This window comes from Nocardia sp. NPDC050799 (assembly GCF_040654015.1).
GTDB lineage: Bacteria > Actinomycetota > Actinomycetes > Mycobacteriales > Mycobacteriaceae > Nocardia.
The window spans coordinates 13,039-35,406 of record NZ_JBFAHF010000025.1; the positions used below are offsets into that span (position 1 = coordinate 13,039).

22 protein-coding genes and 1 tRNA gene are annotated in these 22,368 nt (G+C 67.6%); 8 read left to right on the top strand and 15 right to left on the bottom strand.

The genetic code is table 11. The annotated features are described in order from the left end of the window. Positions 1–3: 3 nt before the first annotated feature. The 3 genes from AB0H42_RS23825 to AB0H42_RS23835 are packed head-to-tail and all read right to left on the bottom strand — an operon-like array spanning position 4 to position 2,164. A complete protein-coding gene (locus AB0H42_RS23825; RefSeq protein WP_357059337.1) occupies positions 4–372 on the bottom strand; it encodes a hypothetical protein in 369 nt (122 codons plus the stop codon). Positions 373–420: 48 nt separating this feature from the next. After that, positions 421–1,404, bottom strand: a complete 984-nt coding sequence (locus AB0H42_RS23830) for a saccharopine dehydrogenase NADP-binding domain-containing protein (protein WP_357059340.1) — start codon at positions 1,402–1,404, stop codon at positions 421–423. Positions 1,405–1,420: 16 nt separating this feature from the next. Further along, the gene (locus AB0H42_RS23835) at positions 1,421–2,164 is read right to left on the bottom strand and encodes an SDR family oxidoreductase (RefSeq protein WP_357059342.1); all 744 of its coding nucleotides are present in this window, start codon (positions 2,162–2,164) and stop codon (positions 1,421–1,423) included. 260 nt (positions 2,165–2,424) lie between these two features. Here AB0H42_RS23835 and AB0H42_RS23840 point away from each other — a divergent pair. Beyond that, positions 2,425–2,498 (top strand) — tRNA-Ile (locus tag AB0H42_RS23840). A gap of 48 nt (positions 2,499–2,546) precedes the next feature. On the opposite strand, the gene AB0H42_RS23845 is transcribed toward AB0H42_RS23840, so the two are convergent. Then, entirely contained in the window at positions 2,547–3,185 is a 639-nt protein-coding gene (locus AB0H42_RS23845; RefSeq protein ID WP_357059345.1) for a site-specific integrase, read from the bottom strand. A gap of 368 nt (positions 3,186–3,553) precedes the next feature. Between AB0H42_RS23845 and AB0H42_RS23850 the strand changes: the two genes are divergently transcribed. Continuing rightward, the gene (locus AB0H42_RS23850) at positions 3,554–4,741 is read left to right on the top strand and encodes a Fic family protein (protein WP_357059347.1); all 1,188 of its coding nucleotides are present in this window, start codon (positions 3,554–3,556) and stop codon (positions 4,739–4,741) included. Positions 4,742–4,767: 26 nt separating this feature from the next. On the opposite strand, the gene AB0H42_RS23855 is transcribed toward AB0H42_RS23850, so the two are convergent. After that, on the bottom strand, positions 4,768–5,364 hold the full coding sequence (locus AB0H42_RS23855) for a hypothetical protein (RefSeq protein ID WP_357059349.1): 597 nt from the start codon (positions 5,362–5,364) through the stop codon (positions 4,768–4,770). Positions 5,365–5,429: 65 nt separating this feature from the next. Further along, positions 5,430–6,635: a helix-turn-helix domain-containing protein gene (locus AB0H42_RS23860; protein WP_357059352.1), complete on the bottom strand. Its 1,206-nt coding sequence runs from the start codon at positions 6,633–6,635 to the stop codon at positions 5,430–5,432. Positions 6,636–6,769: 134 nt separating this feature from the next. Between AB0H42_RS23860 and AB0H42_RS23865 the strand changes: the two genes are divergently transcribed. Together AB0H42_RS23865 and AB0H42_RS23870 are read left to right on the top strand one after the other, a co-directional pair. Beyond that, entirely contained in the window at positions 6,770–7,078 is a 309-nt protein-coding gene (locus AB0H42_RS23865; protein ID WP_357059354.1) for a hypothetical protein, read from the top strand. Positions 7,079–7,254: 176 nt separating this feature from the next. Beyond that, the gene (locus AB0H42_RS23870; protein ID WP_357059357.1) at positions 7,255–7,521 is read left to right on the top strand and encodes a hypothetical protein; all 267 of its coding nucleotides are present in this window, start codon (positions 7,255–7,257) and stop codon (positions 7,519–7,521) included. A gap of 385 nt (positions 7,522–7,906) precedes the next feature. Here the strand turns inward: AB0H42_RS23870 and AB0H42_RS23875 are convergent, their stop codons facing one another. Continuing rightward, complete coding sequence (locus tag AB0H42_RS23875; RefSeq protein ID WP_357059359.1) at positions 7,907–9,154, bottom strand: amidohydrolase; 1,248 nt, start codon at positions 9,152–9,154, stop codon at positions 7,907–7,909. 402 nt (positions 9,155–9,556) lie between these two features. Between AB0H42_RS23875 and AB0H42_RS23880 the strand changes: the two genes are divergently transcribed. Together AB0H42_RS23880 and AB0H42_RS23885 are read left to right on the top strand one after the other, a co-directional pair. Next, positions 9,557–10,843, top strand: a complete 1,287-nt coding sequence (locus AB0H42_RS23880; protein WP_357059360.1) for a lipase family protein — start codon at positions 9,557–9,559, stop codon at positions 10,841–10,843. Positions 10,844–11,078: 235 nt separating this feature from the next. Continuing rightward, positions 11,079–12,239 (top strand): alkane 1-monooxygenase, encoded by a 1,161-nt coding sequence (locus tag AB0H42_RS23885; protein ID WP_357059361.1) that lies wholly within the window; start codon positions 11,079–11,081, stop codon positions 12,237–12,239. A gap of 265 nt (positions 12,240–12,504) precedes the next feature. Here AB0H42_RS23885 and AB0H42_RS23890 read toward each other — a convergent pair whose 3' ends face one another. From AB0H42_RS23890 to AB0H42_RS23920, 7 genes are all read right to left on the bottom strand, one after another. Next, on the bottom strand, positions 12,505–12,954 hold the full coding sequence (locus AB0H42_RS23890) for a nuclear transport factor 2 family protein (RefSeq protein WP_357059364.1): 450 nt from the start codon (positions 12,952–12,954) through the stop codon (positions 12,505–12,507). Between the two features lie 147 nt (positions 12,955–13,101). After that, the gene (gene pip, locus AB0H42_RS23895; protein WP_357059367.1) at positions 13,102–14,073 is read right to left on the bottom strand and encodes a prolyl aminopeptidase; all 972 of its coding nucleotides are present in this window, start codon (positions 14,071–14,073) and stop codon (positions 13,102–13,104) included. Positions 14,074–14,233: 160 nt separating this feature from the next. Then, positions 14,234–14,980: an ABC transporter ATP-binding protein gene (locus tag AB0H42_RS23900; RefSeq protein WP_357059549.1), complete on the bottom strand. Its 747-nt coding sequence runs from the start codon at positions 14,978–14,980 to the stop codon at positions 14,234–14,236. 38 nt (positions 14,981–15,018) lie between these two features. Beyond that, entirely contained in the window at positions 15,019–16,080 is a 1,062-nt protein-coding gene (locus AB0H42_RS23905; protein ID WP_357059368.1) for a glycine betaine ABC transporter substrate-binding protein, read from the bottom strand. Beyond that, the gene (locus AB0H42_RS23910) at positions 16,077–16,877 is read right to left on the bottom strand and encodes an ABC transporter permease (RefSeq protein ID WP_357059551.1); all 801 of its coding nucleotides are present in this window, start codon (positions 16,875–16,877) and stop codon (positions 16,077–16,079) included. Before AB0H42_RS23910 ends, AB0H42_RS23905 begins: the two co-directional genes overlap by 4 nt. Positions 16,878–17,122: 245 nt before the next feature. Continuing rightward, on the bottom strand, positions 17,123–18,067 hold the full coding sequence (locus tag AB0H42_RS23915) for a TIGR03564 family F420-dependent LLM class oxidoreductase (RefSeq protein WP_357059370.1): 945 nt from the start codon (positions 18,065–18,067) through the stop codon (positions 17,123–17,125). Between the two features lie 115 nt (positions 18,068–18,182). Continuing rightward, entirely contained in the window at positions 18,183–19,352 is a 1,170-nt protein-coding gene (locus AB0H42_RS23920) for an FAD-dependent oxidoreductase (protein WP_357059372.1), read from the bottom strand. A 200-nt stretch (positions 19,353–19,552) separates the two neighbouring features. Here AB0H42_RS23920 and AB0H42_RS23925 point away from each other — a divergent pair, with 200 nt between their 5' ends. Further along, positions 19,553–20,977, top strand: coding sequence for a WGR domain-containing protein (locus AB0H42_RS23925; protein WP_357059374.1), 1,425 nt, complete (start codon positions 19,553–19,555; stop codon positions 20,975–20,977). On the opposite strand, the gene AB0H42_RS23930 is transcribed toward AB0H42_RS23925, so the two are convergent. Next, positions 20,978–21,367, bottom strand: coding sequence for a helix-turn-helix domain-containing protein (locus AB0H42_RS23930; protein ID WP_357059377.1), 390 nt, complete (start codon positions 21,365–21,367; stop codon positions 20,978–20,980). A 60-nt stretch (positions 21,368–21,427) separates the two neighbouring features. On the opposite strand from AB0H42_RS23930, the gene AB0H42_RS23935 reads away from it, so the two are divergent. Then, complete coding sequence (locus tag AB0H42_RS23935) at positions 21,428–22,111, top strand: NAD(P)H-binding protein (protein ID WP_357059380.1); 684 nt, start codon at positions 21,428–21,430, stop codon at positions 22,109–22,111. Positions 22,112–22,368: the final 257 nt, after the last annotated feature.

Below are 22,368 nucleotides of genomic sequence, written 5' to 3' on the forward strand. Positions count from 1 at the left end.
CCTTCACTCGGCGCCGACCTCCGCGACCCGGTCGGACAACTGGGTGAAGATGCGGTCCATGGTGGTGCGGTAGGCGGACTCCATATCGACGTCCAGCCGGTCGGCCAGCACGAACGTCCACCACAGGCATTCGGCCAGTTTGTGCTCCAGTTGCGCGTGGCGGTCGCCTTCCACCGCCCACGTTCCCTCCGCGGCGAGTACCAGGCGCGCTATCTGCCCGACGTCCGCCGAGTATCCGATCGCTATCTCCGGTGTCGTCCACACCCGGCCGTTGAAGGTCCGTTCCAGCCGTTCGTAGAGTTCCCGGACCTGCAGTGCGCGCCGGTCGGCGCTACGAGTTATCGATTCCTCCGGTGTTCCGTTGGCTGCCACCAAGTCTCCCTTCGTCCGATCCTGCTCCGTCGATGCTCTTCGCGCCGGTCACAGCGGCACGATCCGGCTGTCGGCGAGGGTTTCGACGAACCCGTGACCGAAAAGGCCCGCAGGGGTGTGGAAGCCGGGACGGTACTCGCCGCCCAGCACCCGTCGCGCCGCCTCCGCCGCGGCCATGGGCGTGAACGTATAACCGTTCACGGTGTCCAGCACGTATTTGCCGACCGTGCCGTCCGCGCCGGTGACCTCCACCGCGGCCTGATACCGATCCCGCCGACGCTCCTGGGCGGTGGGGCCCTCGGGCAGGGTGGCGAGATCGCCCCCGGGGAAGGCGTCGCCCGAGACGTGCACGTAGGTCTCGATATCGGGTGCGTTGGTCGCCCGCCAGAGGGTGATCAGGTCGGGCAGGGTCGTCGGGAAGCAGGTCTTCGGTCCGTCGCCGAATTCGAATACGCGCGGCCGATCCGGGTCCTGTGCCACGAGTTCCCCGGCGACCCGGCGCAGGCACCGAGTCGTCAGCCCCTCGGTCGCGCTCCGCGCCGACCCGCGGGACATGGCCCCCGCCACATGCAGCGCGATACGGATGCTCCGGACCTCGCCGACGCCCTCGGAAGCTCGTCCCGCCAAGCAGCCGAGCATGGCCACGCTGCCGCCGCTGCCGGGAAGCAGCAGCACACCCGCCGCCCTCGCCTCCTCGTCGAGCGCTCCGGCCAGGTGATAGCTGTCGAGTTCGGCGGCGATATCCAGATAGTGCGCCCCGGCGCGGATCGCGGCCGTCATCAAGGGCTCCGCGGTACGGGCGAACGGGCCCGCACAGTTCAACAGAACGGTGCTGTCCGCCACCGCGTCCGCGATCTCGTCCCGGTCGTCGAGCCCGAGGACGCGATATCCGACGCCGAGTTCCGCCGCCATCCCGGCCACCCGCGTTTCGTCACGGCCGGCCAGAACCACGTCCAGCCCGGCCGCCACCGCGTGTTCGGCGGTCATCCGGCCGGTGTAACCGGTTGCCCCGTAGATCATGAGTGCAGTCATGTGCCCGATCACCCCTTCAGATGTTGTAGCCGCCGGCCACTTCGATCGATTGGGCGTTGATCCATCCGCCGGAGTCGGACAGCAGACTCGCGACCACCCCCGCCACGTCCCGGGGTTCGCCCACCCGGCCGAGCGCGGTCTCGGCGGCGAGCAGCGCCTCGAACTCCTCGTTCAGCCCACCACCCAGCTCGGTGCGAATCGCCCCCGGCGCTATCGAATTGGCCCGGATCCGCCGCCCACCGAGCTCCTTCGCCAGATACCGGGTCAGCACCTGCAGTCCGCCCTTGAAACTCGCGTACGGCGCCACGCCCGCAGTCGCGACCCGCGATGTCGCACTCACCATATTGACGATGTGACCACCGTCCGCCATCAGCGGCAGCAGTGTCTGGGTGAGGAAGAACGGCCCCTTGAGATGCACACCGAAAAGGCCGTCGAACTCGGCCTCGGTGACGTTCGCGAACGGGTGATACATGCCGTAGCCCGCGTTGTTCACCAGGTACTCGAAATCGGCGCGATCCCACATCTCGCGCAGCACCTGCTCGACGGATTCGCGAAAAGCCGGGAAAGCCGAAACCTCGGCCACATCGAGTTGCCGTGCGACCGCGGTCCCGCCGGCCCCGGTGATCGTCTCGACGACGTGCCCCGCGGCGCCGGAATCGCTGTGGTAGGTGAGGATCACGCCCATCCCGCGTGCGGCGCATTCGATCGCGGTAGCCGCTCCGATACCGCGACTACCTCCGGTGATGACGACAACAGACACGTGTGTCCACTTTCTCCTATTGCGGCCGGCCGGCCGATAGATCACCGTCGGCGTTCCCGGCCACCCGGATTTCGGGTTCGATCCGAGTCAACGCCGACCGCGGAACCGGGAGAAGGGTGAGCTTGCCTGGGAGCGTCACACCCAGGACCGCGCCTCGGCCCGGGCCGGCGCACGCGATCCGCCATGCACCCCGGGGATCAACTGGCCCCCGCCACGGCAACCGGGTACCATCCCACAGTTGCGACCTCAGGTCGCTGCCAGGGGCGGTAGCTCAGTCGGTCAGAGCCGTGGACTCATAATCCATTGGTCGTGGGTTCGAGCCCCACCCGCCCCACGTCAGAGCCTATTTCCCCGCCCCGGGAGATGGGCTCTCATCGTTTAATCATCGCTTTTGGACCAGGGTCCTGTCCAGCATCGCGGCTACCTCCGGGTGCTGGCGCCCGCGGCCGAAGTACCGGTCCTGCGTCATGGAGACATGAGCGTGCCCCAGGTGGTCGGCGCCGACACGGGCCGACAGGGAAGCATCGTCTATGAGGGTCGCGAGCGACTTCCGGAACGAATGACTCGAGGTCTCGGGCAGGCCGAACTGCTCTCGTACCTTGCGCCACTGCTTGCCGAAGTTGCTCGGGTCCCGCAGCGTTCCCGTCGTACTTGGGAAGATCACCCCGTCATCGCTGGGTCGCGGATCCAGGCTCCGCGCCCTCAGCATCGTCATGACGAAGTCTGGGAGGGGGATAAGTCGCGCGCCCGCGTCCGTCTTGGTGTCCTCCACGCGGACCAGGCCGACGCCTTTCACGCGGACCACCTTTGCGTGAATACGCGCCACTTTGGCCCGGTCGTCCACGTCGACCCACTGCAACGCCATCAGCTCCGACCGGCGCAAACCAGTGCCTACGAACATCGTGATCGGGTCGGCAAGGTCAGCATCGCGGCAGTACTCCGCCAGCGTCCGGCCATCGTCGTAAGGCGCTTCGCTGTGCCGGATATCGACCAGCAGGGTAACCAGTTGCTCGGCCGTCACGGCCACCGCGCCTTTCGGCCGTCCGCGGATAGTGCTCGCTGCTGGGAGATGGCCGGTGACAGTCGTACGGCCGGTGCCGGAGCAATTGGCCCGATACCGGGAGGGCCTGCCGCTGACGGTACCGGCGTGGCGACTGGACGGGCACAGCGCACATGCCGCGGGTTTTGTAGGAGTGGTACCGGCTGATCGGCGGTTACGTGCGTCGGTGTACATAGTAGGGCCCGATGACATGGTTCGCGGCCCGCAGGTGTGACCAAAGATCTGGACACAGATTACGCCGCAAGTCTTGCCATCAGATTGGACAAAAAAGTGTATCAATAGTGCAAATGAGCTGCTCAGAAGGATCAGAATTGAGGTACTGTTAGTCCATGACTCGCCCGGATCGGTACCCGTTCATCGCCTTCAGCTACGACACCAAGGGCATATCGGCCGACCTTTGGATAGCATTCGGTGAGGCTATGAGTAAATGCCAGCACCTTGCGGGTGCGCCGCTCAAGCCTCAGGCGGCTGAGGAGATGGCCTCGGTCTATCTAGCCAGAGGCGTCCAGGCAACAACCGCGATCGAAGGCAACACCCTCTCTGATTCAGAGGTTCAGGAGATCGTGAACAAGGGCTCCGCCGGGGTCAGCGAGTCCCGCGCATACCTTGAACGGGAGGTGCAGAACGTCATCGGGGCCATCCGCGATATCGATCATGCTCTCCAGTCAGGAAAGCGCCTCCCCATCACTGTCGAGAGACTGTGTGAGCTCAATGCTCAGATCCTGGAAGGAATCCCCGAACAACCGGAGGTTGAGCCAGGGAAGTTGCGCAAACACAACGTTCATGCGGGCAAATACCTTGCTCCCGCATACTCAGAGGTTCCTTACCTTTTGGACCGATTCGTGAAGTGGCTCGAAGAAATGAGATTCCCTCCACGGGATGATGATCGGCCGGAGTCGCGGTTCGTGAATGCCGTTCTTTCGGCCATTCTTGCTCACCTTTACATCGCATGGATCCACCCGTTCGGCAACGGTAATGGTCGCCTTGCCAGGCTGATCGAGGTGCAAATCCTGTCTGAGTCCGGGATTGTTCCGATCGTAGCTACCAACTTGCTGTCCGACTTCTATAACAAGACCCGGAATCGCTACTACCTGGCTCTCGATGAGGCGCAACGAGATGTCACCGCCTTCATACGCTATGCCCTCCAGGGGTTTCTGGACGAGCTGCGCGATCAAATCAAGCGAGTCCGCCAGGAGAACCTGCGTATCCACTGGGAAAGTCACGTCTACGAGGTTTTTCGAACTATGCCATCAACGCCCGCGCGGGATCGTCAGCGTGAACTTGCGCTGGAACTGCCTGGCGACCGTTGGGTCTCCCGGCAGGAAGCGACTGAACTGAGCATTCGTCTGGCGAAGAAGTACGCCCAGTGTGGTGATCGAACCCCAGCTCGAGATCTCAATGATCTCTGCAAGATGGGGCTTGCTCGGCGGTCGGGTCCGGGTCGCTATCGCGCGAACCGAAAAGTTATAGAGGCATTTATCCCACCGACCTGGTGTGACTCTGGCTCGAATAAGTAATTCGGACACCGGCGTCCTGCGGCCCATCAGTAGTGGACGGCGCCGGTGTGATGATCTTCGGTGGGGCTTATTAGCGGTAAACCCTGGACGGAGTGTTCGAGTCGGTGCGACGCCACCGGCGGCCGTCCTTGTCGACGAATTGAACTGTGCAGCTGTAACGCGTCCTTGGTTACGTGGTAATGCCAGTCGAATTCCTTTCCCTCCGAGTCCACGAACTCGATCGGGAACATGGTTTTGGCCTTGCCCTCAAGAACGTCTTGTGTAGGGCTTGCGCCCGCAACTCCCCGGTTGATGCGCCACCGTGCGGTTTGATCGGTGCTCATCTGCGCCGACTCGATTACGAGTTCGTAGATCGGTTCGGCGCTACGGTTCTGGACAGTGACCGCGACGCCTCCGGGGTAGTCGATCTCGATGGTGACCATCCGGGACTGCCGGCGTTCGTTATCCCGTCGCTCGTCCGCCGCCGCGTTGTAGGTCTTGAGTCCAACCGCTACCGATATCGCGGTACCCACTGTGCCGATGGCTGAGAACCAGGCTGGGACGGTCCCCCAAATGTCTGTCATGTCCACGTATCGGGTCGGCGGCTCCGAGTGTTCCGTGTGCAGGATCTCAACTGCGGCCACTCGCGTCACGGCTGCCCAGATGCCCGCTCATCGGACGCTAGTGTCATAGTGACGATGTTCTCGAGCTATGTCGTCGGTACCACGCCCACCCGCTGAGCCAGCCTGCCCAGGTCTCCGGTGGTCAGATCACGCCTTGCTGAGCGCATCATGTGCCCCACCAATTCCTTGGCGGGGTTCAGGTTCCGAACGTGCTGCGGGGCCGCATGCTCGGCTCGCAGCAGGGCGTAGAGGGAATCCTGATAGTTGCGCTGCATCGCGTACGCGCGGCCGATCTCCACGAAGTACTGTGCGCGGCGACCTTCGTTCGGCAGATCGGTGGGAGTGAGTTGCGCCGCCAGTGCGAGCACCTGGCCGGGTTCCCGGCGCTCCATCGCGGCCGACATTCGCCACAGGGCCACGTTCGACGGACCGAAGGACTCGTTGCGGGACGCGGAGGTATTCGGCCTAGCCTCCGTAAGCCTGCCCGCCTGTTCGGCCGCCTCGACAAGGTGGGGTTCGGGGTCGTTGTCCATCGTCGCGGCGACGATCGAGCCTTGCAGGTGCAGCATCCCGAGCGTCTCAATCTCCCCAGCGGTCCGGACGTCGGCCGCGATCCTCTCCGCGGTGCCCATCGTGGTCGCCAGAGCAGCAGGCAGCGCACCGGGGCGCGACAGCAGAATCTGCCCCTGGATGAATGCGGCGGCCGCGATCGGTGCGACACCGCCAGCTCGGGCGGCTGCCCGTTCGGCTTCCTGTGCCGCAGTCCATGCCAGTGCCTGGTAGCCGCGTGCCCTCAGTGCCGACGCGACGCCGTAGGCGACAGTGCAGAGCACATCCCAAGCCTGTTCGGTCTTGGTGTCGCGGACGTGCCGATAGGCGTCCACCAGCATGGGCGCGAGCATCGGGCCGAGGGTTGCATAGTCGCAGTCGTGGCGGAGCTTGGTTGCTGTGCGAATGAGCGCGGCCAGTTCGTCGAGGCTGCGGGGTGGTCGGGTATCGGTGACGTTGCCCTGTGACCACAGCGCCGTCTCGATCTCGGGCACCGCCATGTGGAAACCGGCGGTCGCTGGGTCGAACTTCTCCTGCTCGGGCTGCCCGGTCAATTCACCGACCGTGACATTGAGCGCCTGAGCGAGAGCGAGCAGAGTTCGGCGGGAGTCCACCGGCCGATCCCCGGTCTCGTACTTCGCTATCGCGCTACGGGACAACCCCGCGCGATCGGCAAGCACCTGCTGCGATATGCCCCGCCGCGCGCGGATCGTCCGCACACGCTGGCCGACGAATGTGTCCATGTGGCAATTGTTCCAGGGCGGGACAAACTCTGCCCGCTGGTCGGTGATGCTCAGCACAGCATCCGGCCGGGTTGAACCCCGACGCCCGGCCGGGTGCCTTCCAACAGTTGGGGTCGGGGCGCAAGGGGTGCGTGATGGTCGGGGAACTGCCGAAGGCGATCGCGATGATTCGCAAGGACGTCCAAGGCGACGGGGTGGACGTCTACAAGGTGGCCGAGCGTCACGGCTACCGGCTGGTGTGGACGGTACGACTCGATACCGGCCCGCTGGCGAGCGCTCTGATCATTGCCGGCGCCGTCATGGAGCACAGCGCGGCCGCGGTGGTCGTCCCGTCGTTCGAACACGCGGATTCGGCCAGGCACGCGATCACCGACGTTGCCGCCCTGGTCACTCCGGTGAGGATCTACCCGCGCGGGTATCGCTGGCCGGTCGTGCAGCTGTGACAGGCCACGACTTCGCCCTTGCCCTGCTCGCTCTCGGGCTGGCCGGGTTCACGGTCGCACTGTTCCGGGCGTAGGGCGGCGGCCGGTATTCAAGGGAGTGAAACGCCAGCGCGCCAACCGAGATATGTTGTTAGCCTGGCCATCCGGTTGGGCAACCGACCAGGAAGGCGGGCTTCATGAATCTTCTGCCGAGTAATCCTATTGCTCTGTGGTCTCAGCTGTTGCTATCCGAACTCAACGACGAAGACGAGATCGTTCGCCAGTTCGACTATCGCATCGTTCCGGACGACGAGGTTGACTCCAAGCAGGACTGGCACCCGGTCAGCGCTCAATCGAGTCAGGACCTTCTCGGCCGCGTCTTGACCGACATCGTCAAGACCACGATTGATGGCCGATCCGTGCGGGTGCGGGTCCAGGGCCACAGCTGCGAGGTCCAGCGCTAGGTTCTGCCAGATGGCCGGGGTACTCGACAGTGAGTATCCCGGCCATCCTTTATTCAGCGCATATGGTCGTCAATCGACGACAAACGTCACGACGTAACGGAGAGCTTAAGGACCGTAATCTGCTGTGCTGCAACGCTCTATGGGAACCGATGACATGTGACGAAACCGGTCAGCCCATAACCATTGGTCGTGGGTTCGAGCCCCACCCGCCCCACAGAGAGAGGCCAGGTCAGGGCCGACGGCTTGATCGGGACGGAGAAGCAGACAGCCTGTGGGACAGCAGTAGCCGAACTGCTATCCCACGGGCTGTTTTCGGGCGGGTGCCCGGCTCGGCCCGTGAATCGAGTAGGGCTCCGAACCGCCCCTCCGGCTCCGAGTGGGTGGGTCAGCGGGTGGCCGGTAACCAGGTGCGGGCCGCGGTCACCAAGGCGCCGACGCCGATCGGGAGCGTCGGGTCGATGACGGGGGCGTACCGGGGCGAGTGGTTGGAGGGCACGGTGAGCAGGGCGGGGTCGGTCATATCGCCCGTGGTGAACAGCGCCGGATCCGCGCCGCCGAGCAGCCAGTAGGACAGCGGGGCGCCGGAACCGGTGGCGAAGATGCCGACATCCTCGCTCCCGGCGCCGGCTCCCGGATCGAGGATATTGTCCGGCCCCAGCCAGGACGCGAAGGCCTCGAGGGTCCTGTGCAATGCGGCCGGGTCGTTGATGACGACCGGGAAGCGTTCGATCTCGGTGATGGTGGGCTCTTCCGGCGCGCCGGCAGTGGCCGCTTCGCCGCGCACGATGCGTTCGACGCTGTCCAGGATGCGCCGGCGCACGGCAGGATCGTAACTGCGGATGTTCAACTGGATTTCGGCGTGACCGGGGATCACGTTCGCGGCGTCGCCGGCATGGATCGAGCCGACGGTGAGTACCGCTGTCGCGGTGCTCGGGATCTCCCGGGATACGACGGTCTGCAGGCGCAGCACCGTCGCGGCGGCCAGCACGACGGGATCGACCGCGGCCTCCGGCATGGATCCGTGTGCGCCGCGGCCGACGAGCCGCACGCGCAGCGAATCCGAACCCGCGTACGCCGGGCCCGGATGCCCGGCGATCTTGCCGGCCGGCAGCGGCGCCACATGCTGGCCGAGTACGACATCCGGCATCGGGAATCGGTCGAACAGGCTGTCGTCGACCATGGCCTGGGCGCCGGCGCCCAGCTCCTCGGCGGGCTGGAACACGAGCAGTAGGGTGCCCAGCCAACCGGAGCTGTCGGCGGCGAGCGTCTGTGCCGCACCCAGCAGGCAGGTTGTGTGCAGATCGTGACCGCAGGCGTGGGCCACCGGGACGGTGCGGCCGTCCTCATCGGTGACCGTGACGGTGCCGGCGTAGTCGAGGCCGGTGTCCTCTCGTACGGGCAGGGCGTCCATATCGGCTCGCAGCAGGGCCGTCGGGCCCGCGCCGTTCTTCAGGACGCCGACCACCCCGGTCCGTCCGATTCCGGTGGTGACGTCGAACCCGGCGCCGCGCAGCCGGTCGGCCACGAGCGCGGCGGTGCGGTGTTCGCGGAACCCGAGTTCGGGATGGCGGTGGATGTCCTTGTACAGATCTACGAGGGTCCTATCGGTGCCGATGCCGCCTGATGTGGCCACGGGATCTCCTCCGATGTCGTCTTCTGCTGGGCAGATGACCCGACCAGCAGGTCGTCCATGGAGCCGGTACGCACGCGGAGCGGTCTGCGCGTCCGGCCATTCTTCCATCCGGTTGCCGGCGGTGACCGGAATGCGATCGACTCGTGCCGAATCGAGGCGGCGGCTTCCGGACATGCGCCCACCGCATGGCTTAAGCTGTGGCCTCGGTAATACGAAATGTCTGTGTTCCTGCTTCCGCGCTGAACAGAGATACTCGCGATATTCGATCTGATCTGTTGAATCGAAGCGTCACCGTTTTGCTGCTAATGGTCCGCTGACCAGCAGTGTCGTGCTGTGTCTGCGGCGATCGTGTCTTCCGGCTCGATAACTGCCCTGCATGAACCACACGCATGAAGGATCGGTATGAAGAGCGAAAAACGTGCCTGGGTCGCAGTGTTGACAGGAACCTTCATCGTCGCCGGTGGTGCGTCGATCGCCGCACCACCGGCATGGACGGCACCGGCGCCGTTACAGGCGCAAGGCGCCGGGGGCGACATTCTCCGTGCCGAAGCGTCGCAAACAGTGGTGTCGGCCCCCGGAATACCCGGGACGGTCCCGGCGAGGTCGATACGCCTCACCTATGCCAGCAGCGATACCCATGACGCGCCCACCACGGTGGTGGGCACGTACCTGGAGCCGCTCGCGCCGTGGACCGGCCCGGGAGAACGCCCGCTGGTGGCGTACGCGGGCGGCACCCAGGGACAGGGCGCCGACTGCGCGCCCTCGGCGATGCTGTCGCAGGTGGTCCGATTCCAGCCGCCGGCCGATATGATCTTCGAATACGACGTCATCGCGATCTACCAACTGCTCGCTCGCGGTATGGGGGTGGTGATAACGGACTATCACGACCTCAACGCGCCGGGCATCCACAACTTCCTCAACCGCAAAACACAGGCCTACGCGGTACTGGACTCCGCGCGTGCCGCGTTGCGTCTGCCCGATACCGGACTCGGTCCGAACTCGCCGGTCCTGCTGTACGGATACTCCCAGGGCGGGATGGCTTCCGCGGCGGCGGCCGAGCTGCAACCGAAGTATGCCCCCGACCTGAACGTGCGCGGCGCCTATGTGGGCGGACCTCTGGTGAGCCCCCAGGACTACATCGCGCGCTTCGACGGCCGCCCCGGTGTCGGAACGGCCATCGCCTGGATCGTCAACGGCATCGCCGCCGATTATCCCGACACCCGACCGGTACTCGACGCTGCGCTGAACAACACCGGTAAGGCGATCATGAACGAGGCGATCGGTAAATGCGGCGGCCTCTCCAGCAGTTTCACGCAACCGCAGAACACGACGCAGTGGACCACCAGTGGGCTGCCGCTCACGGCCGTGATCGATGGCTCCCCGGAACTGAAAAGGGCATTCGACGAGCAGCGGCTCGGCGGGCTCGCCCCCTCGGTGCCGGTCCGTATCTACTCGGCCAGGCACGATGAGGGAGCGCCGTACGCGGCCGTGCACGGTATGGCCGCGAGTTGGTGCGGTGCCGGTGCGACCGTTCAGCTGGACTCGGACGCCGGTCTGCCCCCCATATCCGCCGGGTTGCTGGGTACCCACGATGTGGCGTTCTTCCCATCGCTGATGACCTCGCAGCAGTGGGTGACCGATCGCCTTGCCAACGTGCCGGCCCCCGTGAACTGCGCGGCCCTGCCGTAGTTCGGCGGAGGCTGCGACCGCTTCCGGCACTCCGGTATCTCGATCGGGCAGTAGACTCGCCGCTCTCAACGCATCTCGGCTGAACGCCTCCGCGTATCGTGCGCTACCGTGCCCGGCGTCGGTCGGTCCTGGGGTTGTACTCTGCTCCGGACCGCTCGTCCCGGCCTATCGAGATATGCGGCGTTTCAGCGTCACCCGTTTTCAGCAGCCATACCCAATCAAGAGCGAGACGGATATGACACCTCTCAGACGCGAGAACGCGCGCGATCACAAACGCTATCTCTGGATTCTGAGCACCGTGGCGCCCGGTTGCGCGCTACTACCGTCGCAACTGGTACACCTGACCGGGCTCACGCTGTTCTGGTGGATCGGTCCGATCCTCGTGTTCGTGGTGATTCCGGTGCTGGACATCGCGGTGGGCTGCGATGGCATCAGTCCGCGCGACGAAGACTACGAGGCTTTGTCCAACGACCGCTATTACCGCTGGTGCACATTTCTCTTCCTGCCTATGCAGCTCATCGGTCTGGCGATCGCGGGATACATGTGGTCCGGCTCCGAGCTGGGACTCGTCGACAAACTCGGGCTGACCGCGACATTGGGTATCGTGTCCGGTATCGGCATCAACGCCGCGCATGAACTCGGCCACCGGGTCGAACATTCCGAACGCTGGCTGGCGAAAATGGCGCTGGCGCAATCCGGTTACGGTCATTTCTTCGTCGAGCACAACCGCGGCCATCATGTCCGCGTCGCCACACCCGAGGACCCGGCGAGCGCCCGCTTCGGCGAGCCGCTGTGGGCGTTCATACCGCGCAGCGCGGTCGGCGGCTTCCGCTCGGCACTCGCCCTGGAACGGGAACGTTTGTCCCGCAAGGGGAAGAAGTGGTTCAGCCGGGACAATCAGCTACTACAGGCATGGTCGATGAGCGTCGTGGTGTTCGGTTCCATGATTCTCGTCTTCGGGCCCGTCGTCATCCCCTTTCTGGCGCTACAGGCCGTGATCGGCATCGGATTGCTCGAGACCGTGAACTACCTCGAGCACTACGGTCTGCTCCGGGCCCGCCGCGCCGACGGCCGCTACGAGCGGTGCGCACCACGCCACAGCTGGAACAGCGACCGCCTGGTCACCAACGTCTTCCTGCTCCACCTCCAACGCCACAGCGACCACCACGCGAACCCCAGCCGCCGCTACCAGACGCTGCGCAGTTCGGATGAGGCCCCACAGCTGCCGTTCGGTTACGCCACCATGGTTCTGCTCGCCGCCGTCCCACCGCTGTGGCGCGCGGTCATGAATCCCCGGCTCCTGGCCCACTACAACGGCGACATCACGCTCGTCAACAGAAAACCGCGAAGATCCCGGAGTGAATCCCCCGGGAAGTCCGGAGACATACTCGTGTGACACTGCCGCTTCTCGGGGCGTGCCTTCGAGGCGATGAGCGGCGGTGCCGGGTTGGTGAGCCGAGGTCTGGTACCAGCAGGCAATCAATGCCGGAGACACCCTCGAAACGTTCGATTTCGGAGTTCTGCTCGGAGAGCGGGGCGGAAATGCCGCGAATGAGCGGGGTACGCCTCCCCGAGACCGAGTCCCGGCGCCGCCTCGGCGGGTTCCGAACCCGCGCCATGGTTTCGATTCGAGGTGTGTGCCGGAGGCCGGGCTGCACCCGCTAATCGTTTGCGGGGGTGGGTGCACAGGCGGCCGCGATGGCCGCGGTGTCCCAGTAGAACGGGCGTACTTCGGTGATCAGTCCGCTGAGTACGGTGATGGTCTGCAGGATGGGGAAATCCAGTTCGCGGCCGGTGACGCGGGAGCGGGCGCGCACATGCGTGTGGACCACGAGCGGACCGGAATCGGACAGGATCGTCTGCTCGGCCATGTCGAAGCGGTCCCAGGTGGCGCTCATGACGAGGAAGAAACGCTCCATACCGGCATGGCCGCGCCAGACGCCGCCGTAGGGGAGACCGTCGGCCTGGTGGAGTTCGACGTCCGCGGCGAAAAACGGCGCGAGCGTGCTGAACGAGGCGTTGCCCGGTCCACCGGCGGCGAGGTACTCGGCTTCGGCGCGATACATGCCTTCGAGGACGAGCCGGGCCGACGGTGCGGAAGTCGCGGTCATGGAACCACTATCAGAGTCCGGCGGATGGCCCGCCGGCGGCAATCGGACAGCGCGTTCGGCGGCACTCGGGCCAGAGCGTTACACCCGCCGGTCGCCGGCTGATCATAGGGAACCCCGAGCCCGCGCGTCCGGGAAGCGGTACTCGCGTCAGTCGGTGAAGCGGGCGATCGCGTCGAGCACGGCGGTACGCAGGGCGGGGCTGCCGGTGTGCCCGGAATCGTCGACGATCCGCAGTTCGGCGCCGGGCCAGGCCCGGGCGAGTTCCCAGGCGGTGCGCAGGGGTGCGGACAGGTCGAGGCGGCCGTGGATGAGCACACCGGGGATGCCCGCGAGCCGATGGGCATCGCGTAGTAGGCCGCCGTCCTCGAGCCAGGCGGCGTGGGCGAAATAGTGGGTGCAGATCCGGACGAAGGCCAGCCGCGCCGCATCGGGTTTCGCGCTGTACTGGCCGGGCGTGCCGAGGTTTTCGTGCGCGATCACCGCGTCCTCCCACGCGCACCATCGCTGGGCCGCCGCCGCCCGGACCTCGGGATCCGGATCTTCCATCAGGTGCCGATACGCCTCGACCAGTTCGTCGTCCCGGACGCCGGCCGGAGCGCCGGCGCGGAACCGCTCCCATTCGACCGGTAACAGCAGCCGCAGGCCGTGGTAGAGCCAGTCGATCTCCTGCGGCCGGGTCGTCGTCACCCCGACCAGCACTATTCCGGTGACCCGTTCCGGATGACGTTCGGCGTAGGCGAGGATCAGCGTCGAACCCCACGAACCGCCGTAGAGCAGCCACCGGTCGATACCCAGGTGTTCGCGCAGCGCCTCCATATCCGCGAGCAGATGCTCGGTGGTGTTGTGCCGCATATCGACCGCCGGATCCGCGGCGTGCGGCCGGCTTTCACCGCAGCCACGCTGATCGAACAGCACGATCCGGAAGACCTCCGGGTCGAACCCGGTGCGCGCGCTGCGGCGGCCACCGCTGCCGGGTCCGCCGTGGACCACCAGCGCGGGACGGCCTGCCGGGTTACCGCTGGTCTCCCAGTAGATCCGGTTGCCGTCGCCCACGTCGAGCAGGCCCGAATCGTAGGGTTCGATCGCGGGAAACGGTTGCGGGATTTCCGAGGCGGTCACGGGGCAACGGTAGTGGGTGGCGCGCCGGTACCCGTCGTCTCGCCGAGCCTACGAGCGCGTGACCCGGTGAACATCCCTCCGTGGGCGGATTTTCGGTACCCCGGCGAACTCGTGTGACGGACGGAGACCGGTGCCGGCCGGACGGGTCGGGATCGAACGCTCAGGCGGCGTGCGCGGTGTAGATGTGCCGGGCGAGTTCGTCACGCATGACGATGAATCCCGGGTCGGCGCGGACCTCGGCGAACCCGGCGTCGCCGAGATCGTGCTTGAACGCGGTCGGTTCGTCGTAGATGATCCGGCCCGGCCGCGCACCCATGACAATGACCCGCGTCCCTAGCAGTAGCGCCTCGTCGATGCTGTGGGTGACGAACAGGACGGTATTCCGGCGTTCCCGCCACAGCGCCAGCAGTTCGCTCTGCAGTTTTTCCCTGGTGAGCGCGTCGAGGGCACCGAAAGGCTCGTCCATCAGGATGATCCGCGGATCGTTGATCAGCACGCGGGCGATCTGGACGCGCTGTTGCTGGCCGCCGGACAGTTCGTAGGGGCGCCGGTCGCCGAGCCGGTCGAGGCCGACGAGGGTGAGCAGTCGATCGGCTTCGGCCTGTCGGCGTGCGCGCTCGACTCCCCGCACCCGGGGCCCGAATTCGACATTCCGTCGGACCGACAGCCAGGGGTAGAGGGTCGGCTGCTGGAAGACGACGCCGCGATCGGGGTCCGGCCCGGTGACGGGCCGGTCACCGACCCGGACCGTGCCGCCGCTGGGTGCCAGGAACCCGGCCAGGATATTGAGCAGGGTGGTCTTCCCGCAGCCGGACGGGCCGACCACGCAGACGAACTCACCGCCCTCGACGGTCAGGTCGGTGGGTGCGAGGACCTGAGTGGGGGACTGTCCGCCCGGGTAGCTCATGGTCACCGCGGAGAGGGTCACCCGGTGGGTCGTGGCGGTCACTGTGCCGCTGCCCGCGCGGCGTCCGGATAGATGGCATCCCGGTAGGCCTGTTCGCCGCCGACCGCCTCGATACCGCCCTGACTCAGCAGGAATTCCGCGGTCTTGTGCAGGGCACCGGCGAAATCGCCGCCCAGGTACTCCGGCCCGGCCTGCTCGGTCGCGGTCGGATAGGTGTAGCCGGCCAGCTGCGGGCGCGCGAGCTGCGGGTCGATACCGAGCTGGGCGCCGATCGCCACCGCGGCCTCCTCGGGATTGTCGCGGATCTGCTCGATCGCGTAGTTCTGGACTTTCGCCCACACCGCCGCGAATGCGCTGTTCCGGTCGAGGAAGGCGGTGGTGGCCGCGGCGACATCGAAGGTCGGCGCGCCCTGGGCCGCGGTCTCCGCGCTGGAGGTGAGGACGGTGCCGCCGGCCTCGATGAGCTCGGACAGGGTCGGATCCCATACCCACGCCGCATCGATCTGGTCGCCGGACCAGGCGCCGGGTATCGCGTTCGGCTGCAGATTGATCAGGTTCACCTGGCCGGACAGGCCGGCCTTGCCGAGCGCGGCGAGCAGGCTGTAGTGCGCGGTACTCCCGAACGGCGTCGCGACCCGCTTACCGCGCAGACCCGCGAGCGAGGTGACCGCCTTGTCCTCGACCACCAGCGATTCCGATTCCCCGATCACATCGTGGATCCACAGCACTCGCACCGGCAGGTTCAGCGGCGCCGAGACCGCCTTGGTGGCCGGGCTGGAGCCGAGTGTGCCGATATCGATACTGCCCGCGCCGAACGCCTGCACCACATCGGCGCCGGAGGAGAATTGGCTCCAGGTGACGGTCGCGTTCGGCAGGCATGCCTCCAGCAGGCCGCGGTCCTTGACGTAGAGGTCGGCATTGGGGATCGCCTGGTATCCGATGCGGGCGGTCGCGGTGACCTCGGTGTCGGGGGTGAACGGGCAGGCCGTCCCGCCGTCCTGGGCGCCGCTGTCGCCGCGCCCGGATTGGACGCAGCCGGCGGTGGCGGTCACGCCGAGGGCGAGGACCAACGCGGCGACCGTCCGAACTGTGCGTTTCATGCCTTGCCTTTCCAGGGGACCGCCACATCGCCGGCCAGTTTCAGGAGGGAATCGAGGGCCAGTGCCGCGCCACCGATGACGATGATGCAGGCGATGGTCAGCGGGGTGTCCAGCTGCGTGCCGGAGATGTAGGCGAGTCCGCCGATACCGGGGATGCCGTTGTTGAGTTCGGCGGCGACCACGGTGGTCCAGGCGAACGCGGTGGCGAGACGGATACCGCCGATGACCTCGGGCAGGGTGGCGGGCAGGACGACGCGGAGGATCACCTGGACCCGGCCGGCGCCCAGTGAGCGCGCGGCATGCAGGTAGTCCTGTTTGACCCCGGTGACGCCGTTCAGGGTCGCGATGGCGATGGGCGGGAACGCGGCCAGGAAGAGCAGCCAGATCTTGGAGACGTCCCCGATTCCGAACCAGACGATCAGCAATCCGATATAGCCCAGCGGGGGGAGCGCGCGCAGGAAGTTCAGGATCGGTTCGGTGACCAGCCGGACCGGGGCCAGCATGCCCATGACGAACCCGGTCAGCGGTCCGGCCACGACGGCCAGGCCGACCCCGGCCCCGATACGCTGCAGGCTGGCGACCAGATGTTCCCACAGGTAGTAGTTCTGCTCACCGATCACCATGCGATCCACGCCGGGCGCGATCGGATGCCGGGTGTTGGCGCGGACGAACGCGTCCCAGACCGCCCCGGGCGAGGGCAGGTACAGCGGATCGACCAAGGCGGTCGCGGTGACCAGGACCCAGAGCACGAGCACCAGAACCAGGGCGGCCAGCCGGGTCGCGACCGGCCGGATCAGCCGCCGGTAGCCGGCGCGGCGTGCGGCGGGACCCGGTGGCGCGGCGGCGGTATCCGGCGCGATCTCGGTCGCGGTCACCGCGCACCCCTGACGATTCGCCCCATGTCGGTCACCACACGCTCCACACTCCGCCCGACCGGGCCTGCCGAGCCGATCGTCGGCGATCGGCGGGAGTGAGGACGGTACCGGCCGCGGGTGGGAACCGGCAGGGTTGCGCGCGCCGTGAGCGAAACCGGGCGCCGGGATCAGACCGGGACGCCGCCGAGCGCGCCGAGGAAGCGCCAGGTGGCCAGTTCGTCCGCCGGGCCGCCGAGGTCGGTCTGGGTGACGAGCAGTTCGGTCGCGCCCGCCTCCACGTAGCGGCGCAGTTGTGCTTCGACCTCGGCCTCGGTGCCGATAACGGCCAGCTCGGCCGCGGTGGCGACACCTTCGCGGTCCAGGACGGCGCGGTAGGACGGGATGCCCTCGTAGAAGGCCATCTGTTCGGCGGCCCGGGCCCGGACCTGCTCGGGATGGTCGGTCACCACCACCGCGACTCCCGCGATCACCCGGGGCCGGGGCCGGCCCGCGGACCGGGCGGCGACCTCGGCCCGCGGCACGATATCGCCGCCGAGGGTGCGGGGTCCGGCCAGGAACGGCACGATTCCGTCGGCGAGTTCACCCGCGGCGGCCACCGCCTGCGGACCCATGGCCGCCACGACGATATCGGGCCCGTCGCCGCCGGCCACCGCCGCCGGGAGCGGCGGCGCCGCGGAGACGGTGTGACCGGTGAAATCGACCGTCCCCGTGGTGAGTACCGAGCGCAGGACGGTGAGGTACTCGCGCAGCCGGCGGATCGGCCGCTCGGTGCGGATCCCGAACGCGGGTTCTTCCAGGTCCCGCGCACCGAGTCCGAGGCCGAGGGTGAACCGGCGATGGCTGGCGGCATGGGCGGTCTGCGCCTGGCTCGCGACCACGAGCGGATGGCGTGGGTTGATCGGGACCACCGACGTGCCGACGTGCAGACCCGGAACCGCGGAGCCGACCACGGCCGCCAGCGACAGCGAATCGAAGTCGAAACGCTGCCCGAACCAGGCGCGGTCGATGCCGCTCCGCTGGAGGAGGCGGGCCCGTTCGATCACATCGTCGACGGCATTGATGGCGGCGGGGCGGGGAGTGAGGGCGATTCCGATCGGTGCGCTGAGTGCCATGTCGGCGCCAACACCCGGGCCGGTGGAGCGTATTCCGTTTCACTCACTTCGAACGGGAACGGCGACCGGGGCCGGGGGTACCGGTATGGTGACCCCCCGCCCCCGGTCGCGGGTTTCACCGCGCGGCGGTGGCGGCAGCCCTACCGGCCTTCCGGCCGCCCTTCAGCCACAGTGCCGCACCGGGTTTGCGCGCCTCGCGCCGGATCTGCCAGAGGGTGCCCTTGCAGATGGCTTCCTTCACCGTCGCGGCCACCCGGCCTGCCAAGAAGGCATTCACCGGTGTGTCGTCGCGGCGGGCCACCTGGATGACCGCCCCGCGGCGGCCCAGGCTGAGAGCCGATCCGACGAACGCCTGGTCGATGGGTACGGCGATATCGCCGGCGAGCCGGCTCAGCACGGTATCGGCGGCCTGGGCGCCCAGCGGGATCGCGGCCTGGCAGCTCATCCGCAGCGGTTGTCCGGAGGGGGCCGCCGCGTCCCCGGCGGCGATCACCCGGTCGCTGTCGACGCTGGTGAGGGTTTCGTCGGTGCGCAGCCGGCCCAGCTCGTCGGTGGTCAGGCCGCTGGCGCGGGCCAGGTCGGGCACCCCGAAACCCGCGGTCCAGATGGTCACCGCGCTGGGCAGCACCGTGCCGTCGCCGAGGACGACGGCGTCGCGGCGGACCTCGCCGACGACCGCGGTGTCGAGGACGTCCACACCCAGCCGGCGCAACCGGGCGGCCACCGCACGGCGTCCCGGCGCGCTGAGCGCGGGTCCCAGGACACCGCCGCAGATCAACCGCACCATCCGGCCCTGCTCGGCGAGTTCGGTGGCGGTCTCCAGCCCGGTCAGGCCGGCGCCGACGACCGTCACCGGCGCGTTCGCGGCGGTCCCGGCGAGCGCCGCGCGCAGCCGCTGTGCCTGCTCGAGTTCGGCCACGGAGCAGGCGAATTCGGCCGCCCCGGGCACCGCCGACCCCGGCGCCGCGGTGCTGCCGACGGCGTAGACGAGGTAGTCGTAGGTCAGTTCCGCACCGGCGGCCGTGTGGATCGTCCGGGTGCCGGTGTCGATCCGTGTCGCGGTGTCGACGAGCAGGTGGATCCCGGTCCCGAGCAGGGAGTCGTAGCCGGCTGTCGCCGTACCCGTACCGGCGATGAGCTGGTGCAACCGGATACGTTCGACGAATTCCGGGCGTGGATTCACCAGGGTGATCTCGAGGTCCGGCCGCCGGCGCAACCGGTTGGCGGCCAGGGTTCCGGCGTATCCGCCGCCGATCACGACCACATGGGTGCGCTGCTGAGGCATGGTGGCTCCGTTCTCTGGGTTCCTACCACTGGAGACGAGACCGGGCCGGGGTGCGTGACGCGGTGTGAGCACCGTCTCGGCCGGTGTCCGCGACGCCCCGTGCCCGCGAGTTCCGGGGGCGTGGTTTCGACGGTGTTCCGTATGTCGGTACCGGTTGCTACTTTTCGCGTCGAAGCGCAACGACGACGAGCGGGACCAGTATGACCACGGCAACCACGACCTATCTCGAACTGTCGGAGGAAGGGGGATCGGCGCACAAGTTCTACGAGGTCGCGGTGGACGGCACCCAGGTGACGATCCGGTACGGGCGGATCGGTGAACAGGGGCAGAGCAAGGTCAGCTCCTTCGCCGACGCGCAGAAGGCGCAGGCGGCGGCGCAGAAGAAGATCGGCGAGAAAGTCCGCAAGGGCTATGCCCCCGCGGTCCCGGGCGCGCGGGCGGCGCGGGCGGTCACCCGGCGGGCGATCGCCAGCGGACGTTCCACCGCCCGGACCGCGCCGGTGCTGTGGACCTTCGATTCGGGTGCCGCGGCGTTCGGTATCTTCATCGACTCCGAGCGCTGCTGGGTGGGTAACGAGAACGGCGACGTCTTCACGCTCACCCCGGCGGGTGCGGTGACCGGGCGCTTCCGGCTGCCCGACGCGGTCAAATGTATTGTCGCCGACGACTTCTGGATCTACGCCGGCTGCGACGACGGCCGGGTCTACGATCTGTCGGGCAAGGTGCCGCGGGCGGCCTACGATATCGCCGCCGATGTCGATATCTACTGGCTCGATATCCACGACGGCATCCTCGGTGTCTCCGATGTGCAGGGCGGCCTCACCGTGATCGACCACGAGGAGGAATCGCTGTGGTCGCGTCGCAGCGACGGCGATTCGGGCTGGATGGTGCGCATCGACTCGGACGGGGTGTACCACGGGCATTCGGGCGGGGTCACGAAATACGACCTGGGCTCCGGTAACCATCAGTGGCACCGCGGCACCGGCGGTGCGGTGCTGTTCGGCTGGCAGGAGGCCGCGGCGGTCTACGCCGGTACCGCGCGCAACCAGGTGCGCATGCTGGACAAGGGCGGCCGCGCCGACCGGATATTCCAGTGCGATGCCGCGGTGTACTCGTGCGCGGCCTCGCCGGACGGGCGCTACGTCTTCGCCGGTGACAACTATTCGTCGGTGTACTGCTTCGACGCCGGCGGCCGCCGGCTCTGGAAACTCGGCACCGGCTGCGGTTCGGCGTATTCGATGCAGTATCACGACGACCGGCTGTACCTCGTCACCACCGCCGGCACCCTGGCCTGCCTCGATGTGAGCGAGACCGCGGTCCGCGACGCCGAACAGGGTGTGCTGCCGCAGACCGTCTCGGTGAAGGCGCCGCCGCTGGCCGCCGTGGTGCCCAGCAGCACCGTGGAGGTGACCACCGATGCCGGGGGCGGCGTGGTCGTCGAATGTATCGACGTGGGCGGGCGCCTGCGGGTGCACATCGTCTCACCGGGCTACCGGCGGGAATGGAATGTGCAGTTCCCCCGGGATATCCGGCAGGCCGGCACCCGCTATGTGGTGGACGGGGTGGCCGAGTCGGCGCGCGGTGGGTTCTACCGGGTGCGCGGGGATATCCGTCGGCTGACCTGATCAGGCACTGCGCGCACCGCTCTCGGCGTCGAAAGCGGCCCGGGCACCGTCCAATTCGGATAAGTGCTCCAGGGCCCAGCCGCGGACATGTTCGATCACGCCGAGCAGGGAGCGGCCGAGCGGGGTCAGCTCGTATTCGACACCCTGATCGTCGCTGGCCCCGACCGGGCGGCGGCACACCAGCCCGTCCCGCTCCATCGAGACCAGCGTCTCGGCCAGGACCTTGGCGCTCACCGGGCGCAGATGCCGACGCAGTACGCCGAAACGCTGCGGCGAATTCTCCAGGGACAGCACAATCATGGCCGTCCATTTCCCACCGATCCGGATCGGGAAACTGCTCATCGGGCAGACCGGGTCGAAGGAGGGGAGCTGGATGTCGGGCCTGGTCACCGTTTCAGTGTAGGTAGTTACGTTGCGGTCACCGGGCGGGTCGGGCCTACCGTCACGTCCATGGGCACCACATCGGACAGCGGCCGCCGGCATATCGCGGTACTCGGAGCGGCGGGACGGGTCGGCCGGGCGGTCACCGCGGCGCTGCTGCGGGACGGGCACGAGGTCACCGGGGTGGTGCGCGAGCAGGCCCGGCACCGCGACCTGCCGGTCGACCTGCGGGTGACCGCAGGTGACGCGCGGAATCTGGTGGCGTCGAAGGCGCTACTGCACGGGGTGGACGCGGTGGTGACGGCGGTGACGCCGTTCCCGGCGCCGCCGGATTCGTTCGACGGTTTCGAGATCGACTACTACGCGCGAATCGTCGCCGATCTCGACCGGTACTGGCATCGGCCGCACCGCCGCCTGATCGCGGTGGGGCTGGCGGCGACCCTGGAACTCGACTCGGGCGGCCGCCTGGGCGACGACGCCGGCCTGTTCCCGGCCCGTCTCCGCCCGTTCGCCGAAGCCCATCTGCGTCAGCTCGCCGCGCTGCGCGCGACCACCGCATTGGATTGGGCGGTCCTCACCCCGCCCGCCGGCCTCGGCGCCGGCGCGGCGGGTGAGTACCGGCTTGTCGCGGGACCGGTCACCCTGTGGCAGGCCACCGCGGGACTCACACACGCGCAGTACGCCCGGGCGGTGGCGGATCAGATCGGGGAACCCACGGTGCGCGAGGCGCGGGTGGCGGTGGTTCCCGCGTGACACAGGTGCGCCCCGGCGGAAGTGTCGGGTGCACGCAGTTGATTTGGGAGGTGCCGCGACCGTTGCGCGACAGGGGTCGTCGAGCGGGTTCGACGACGATTGGCCGGCGACCGCGACATGGGCTGGCCGGGGCCCGAACGGGGAGGTACCCGGTACCCGGGCCGCCCCGTGATCCGAAGGGGGATTACGGAGCGGCCCGGCGGCGCGGTGCGCGAGCCTCCGAATCACGGTGAGCGCAAGGCTGCCCGAGGCGCCGA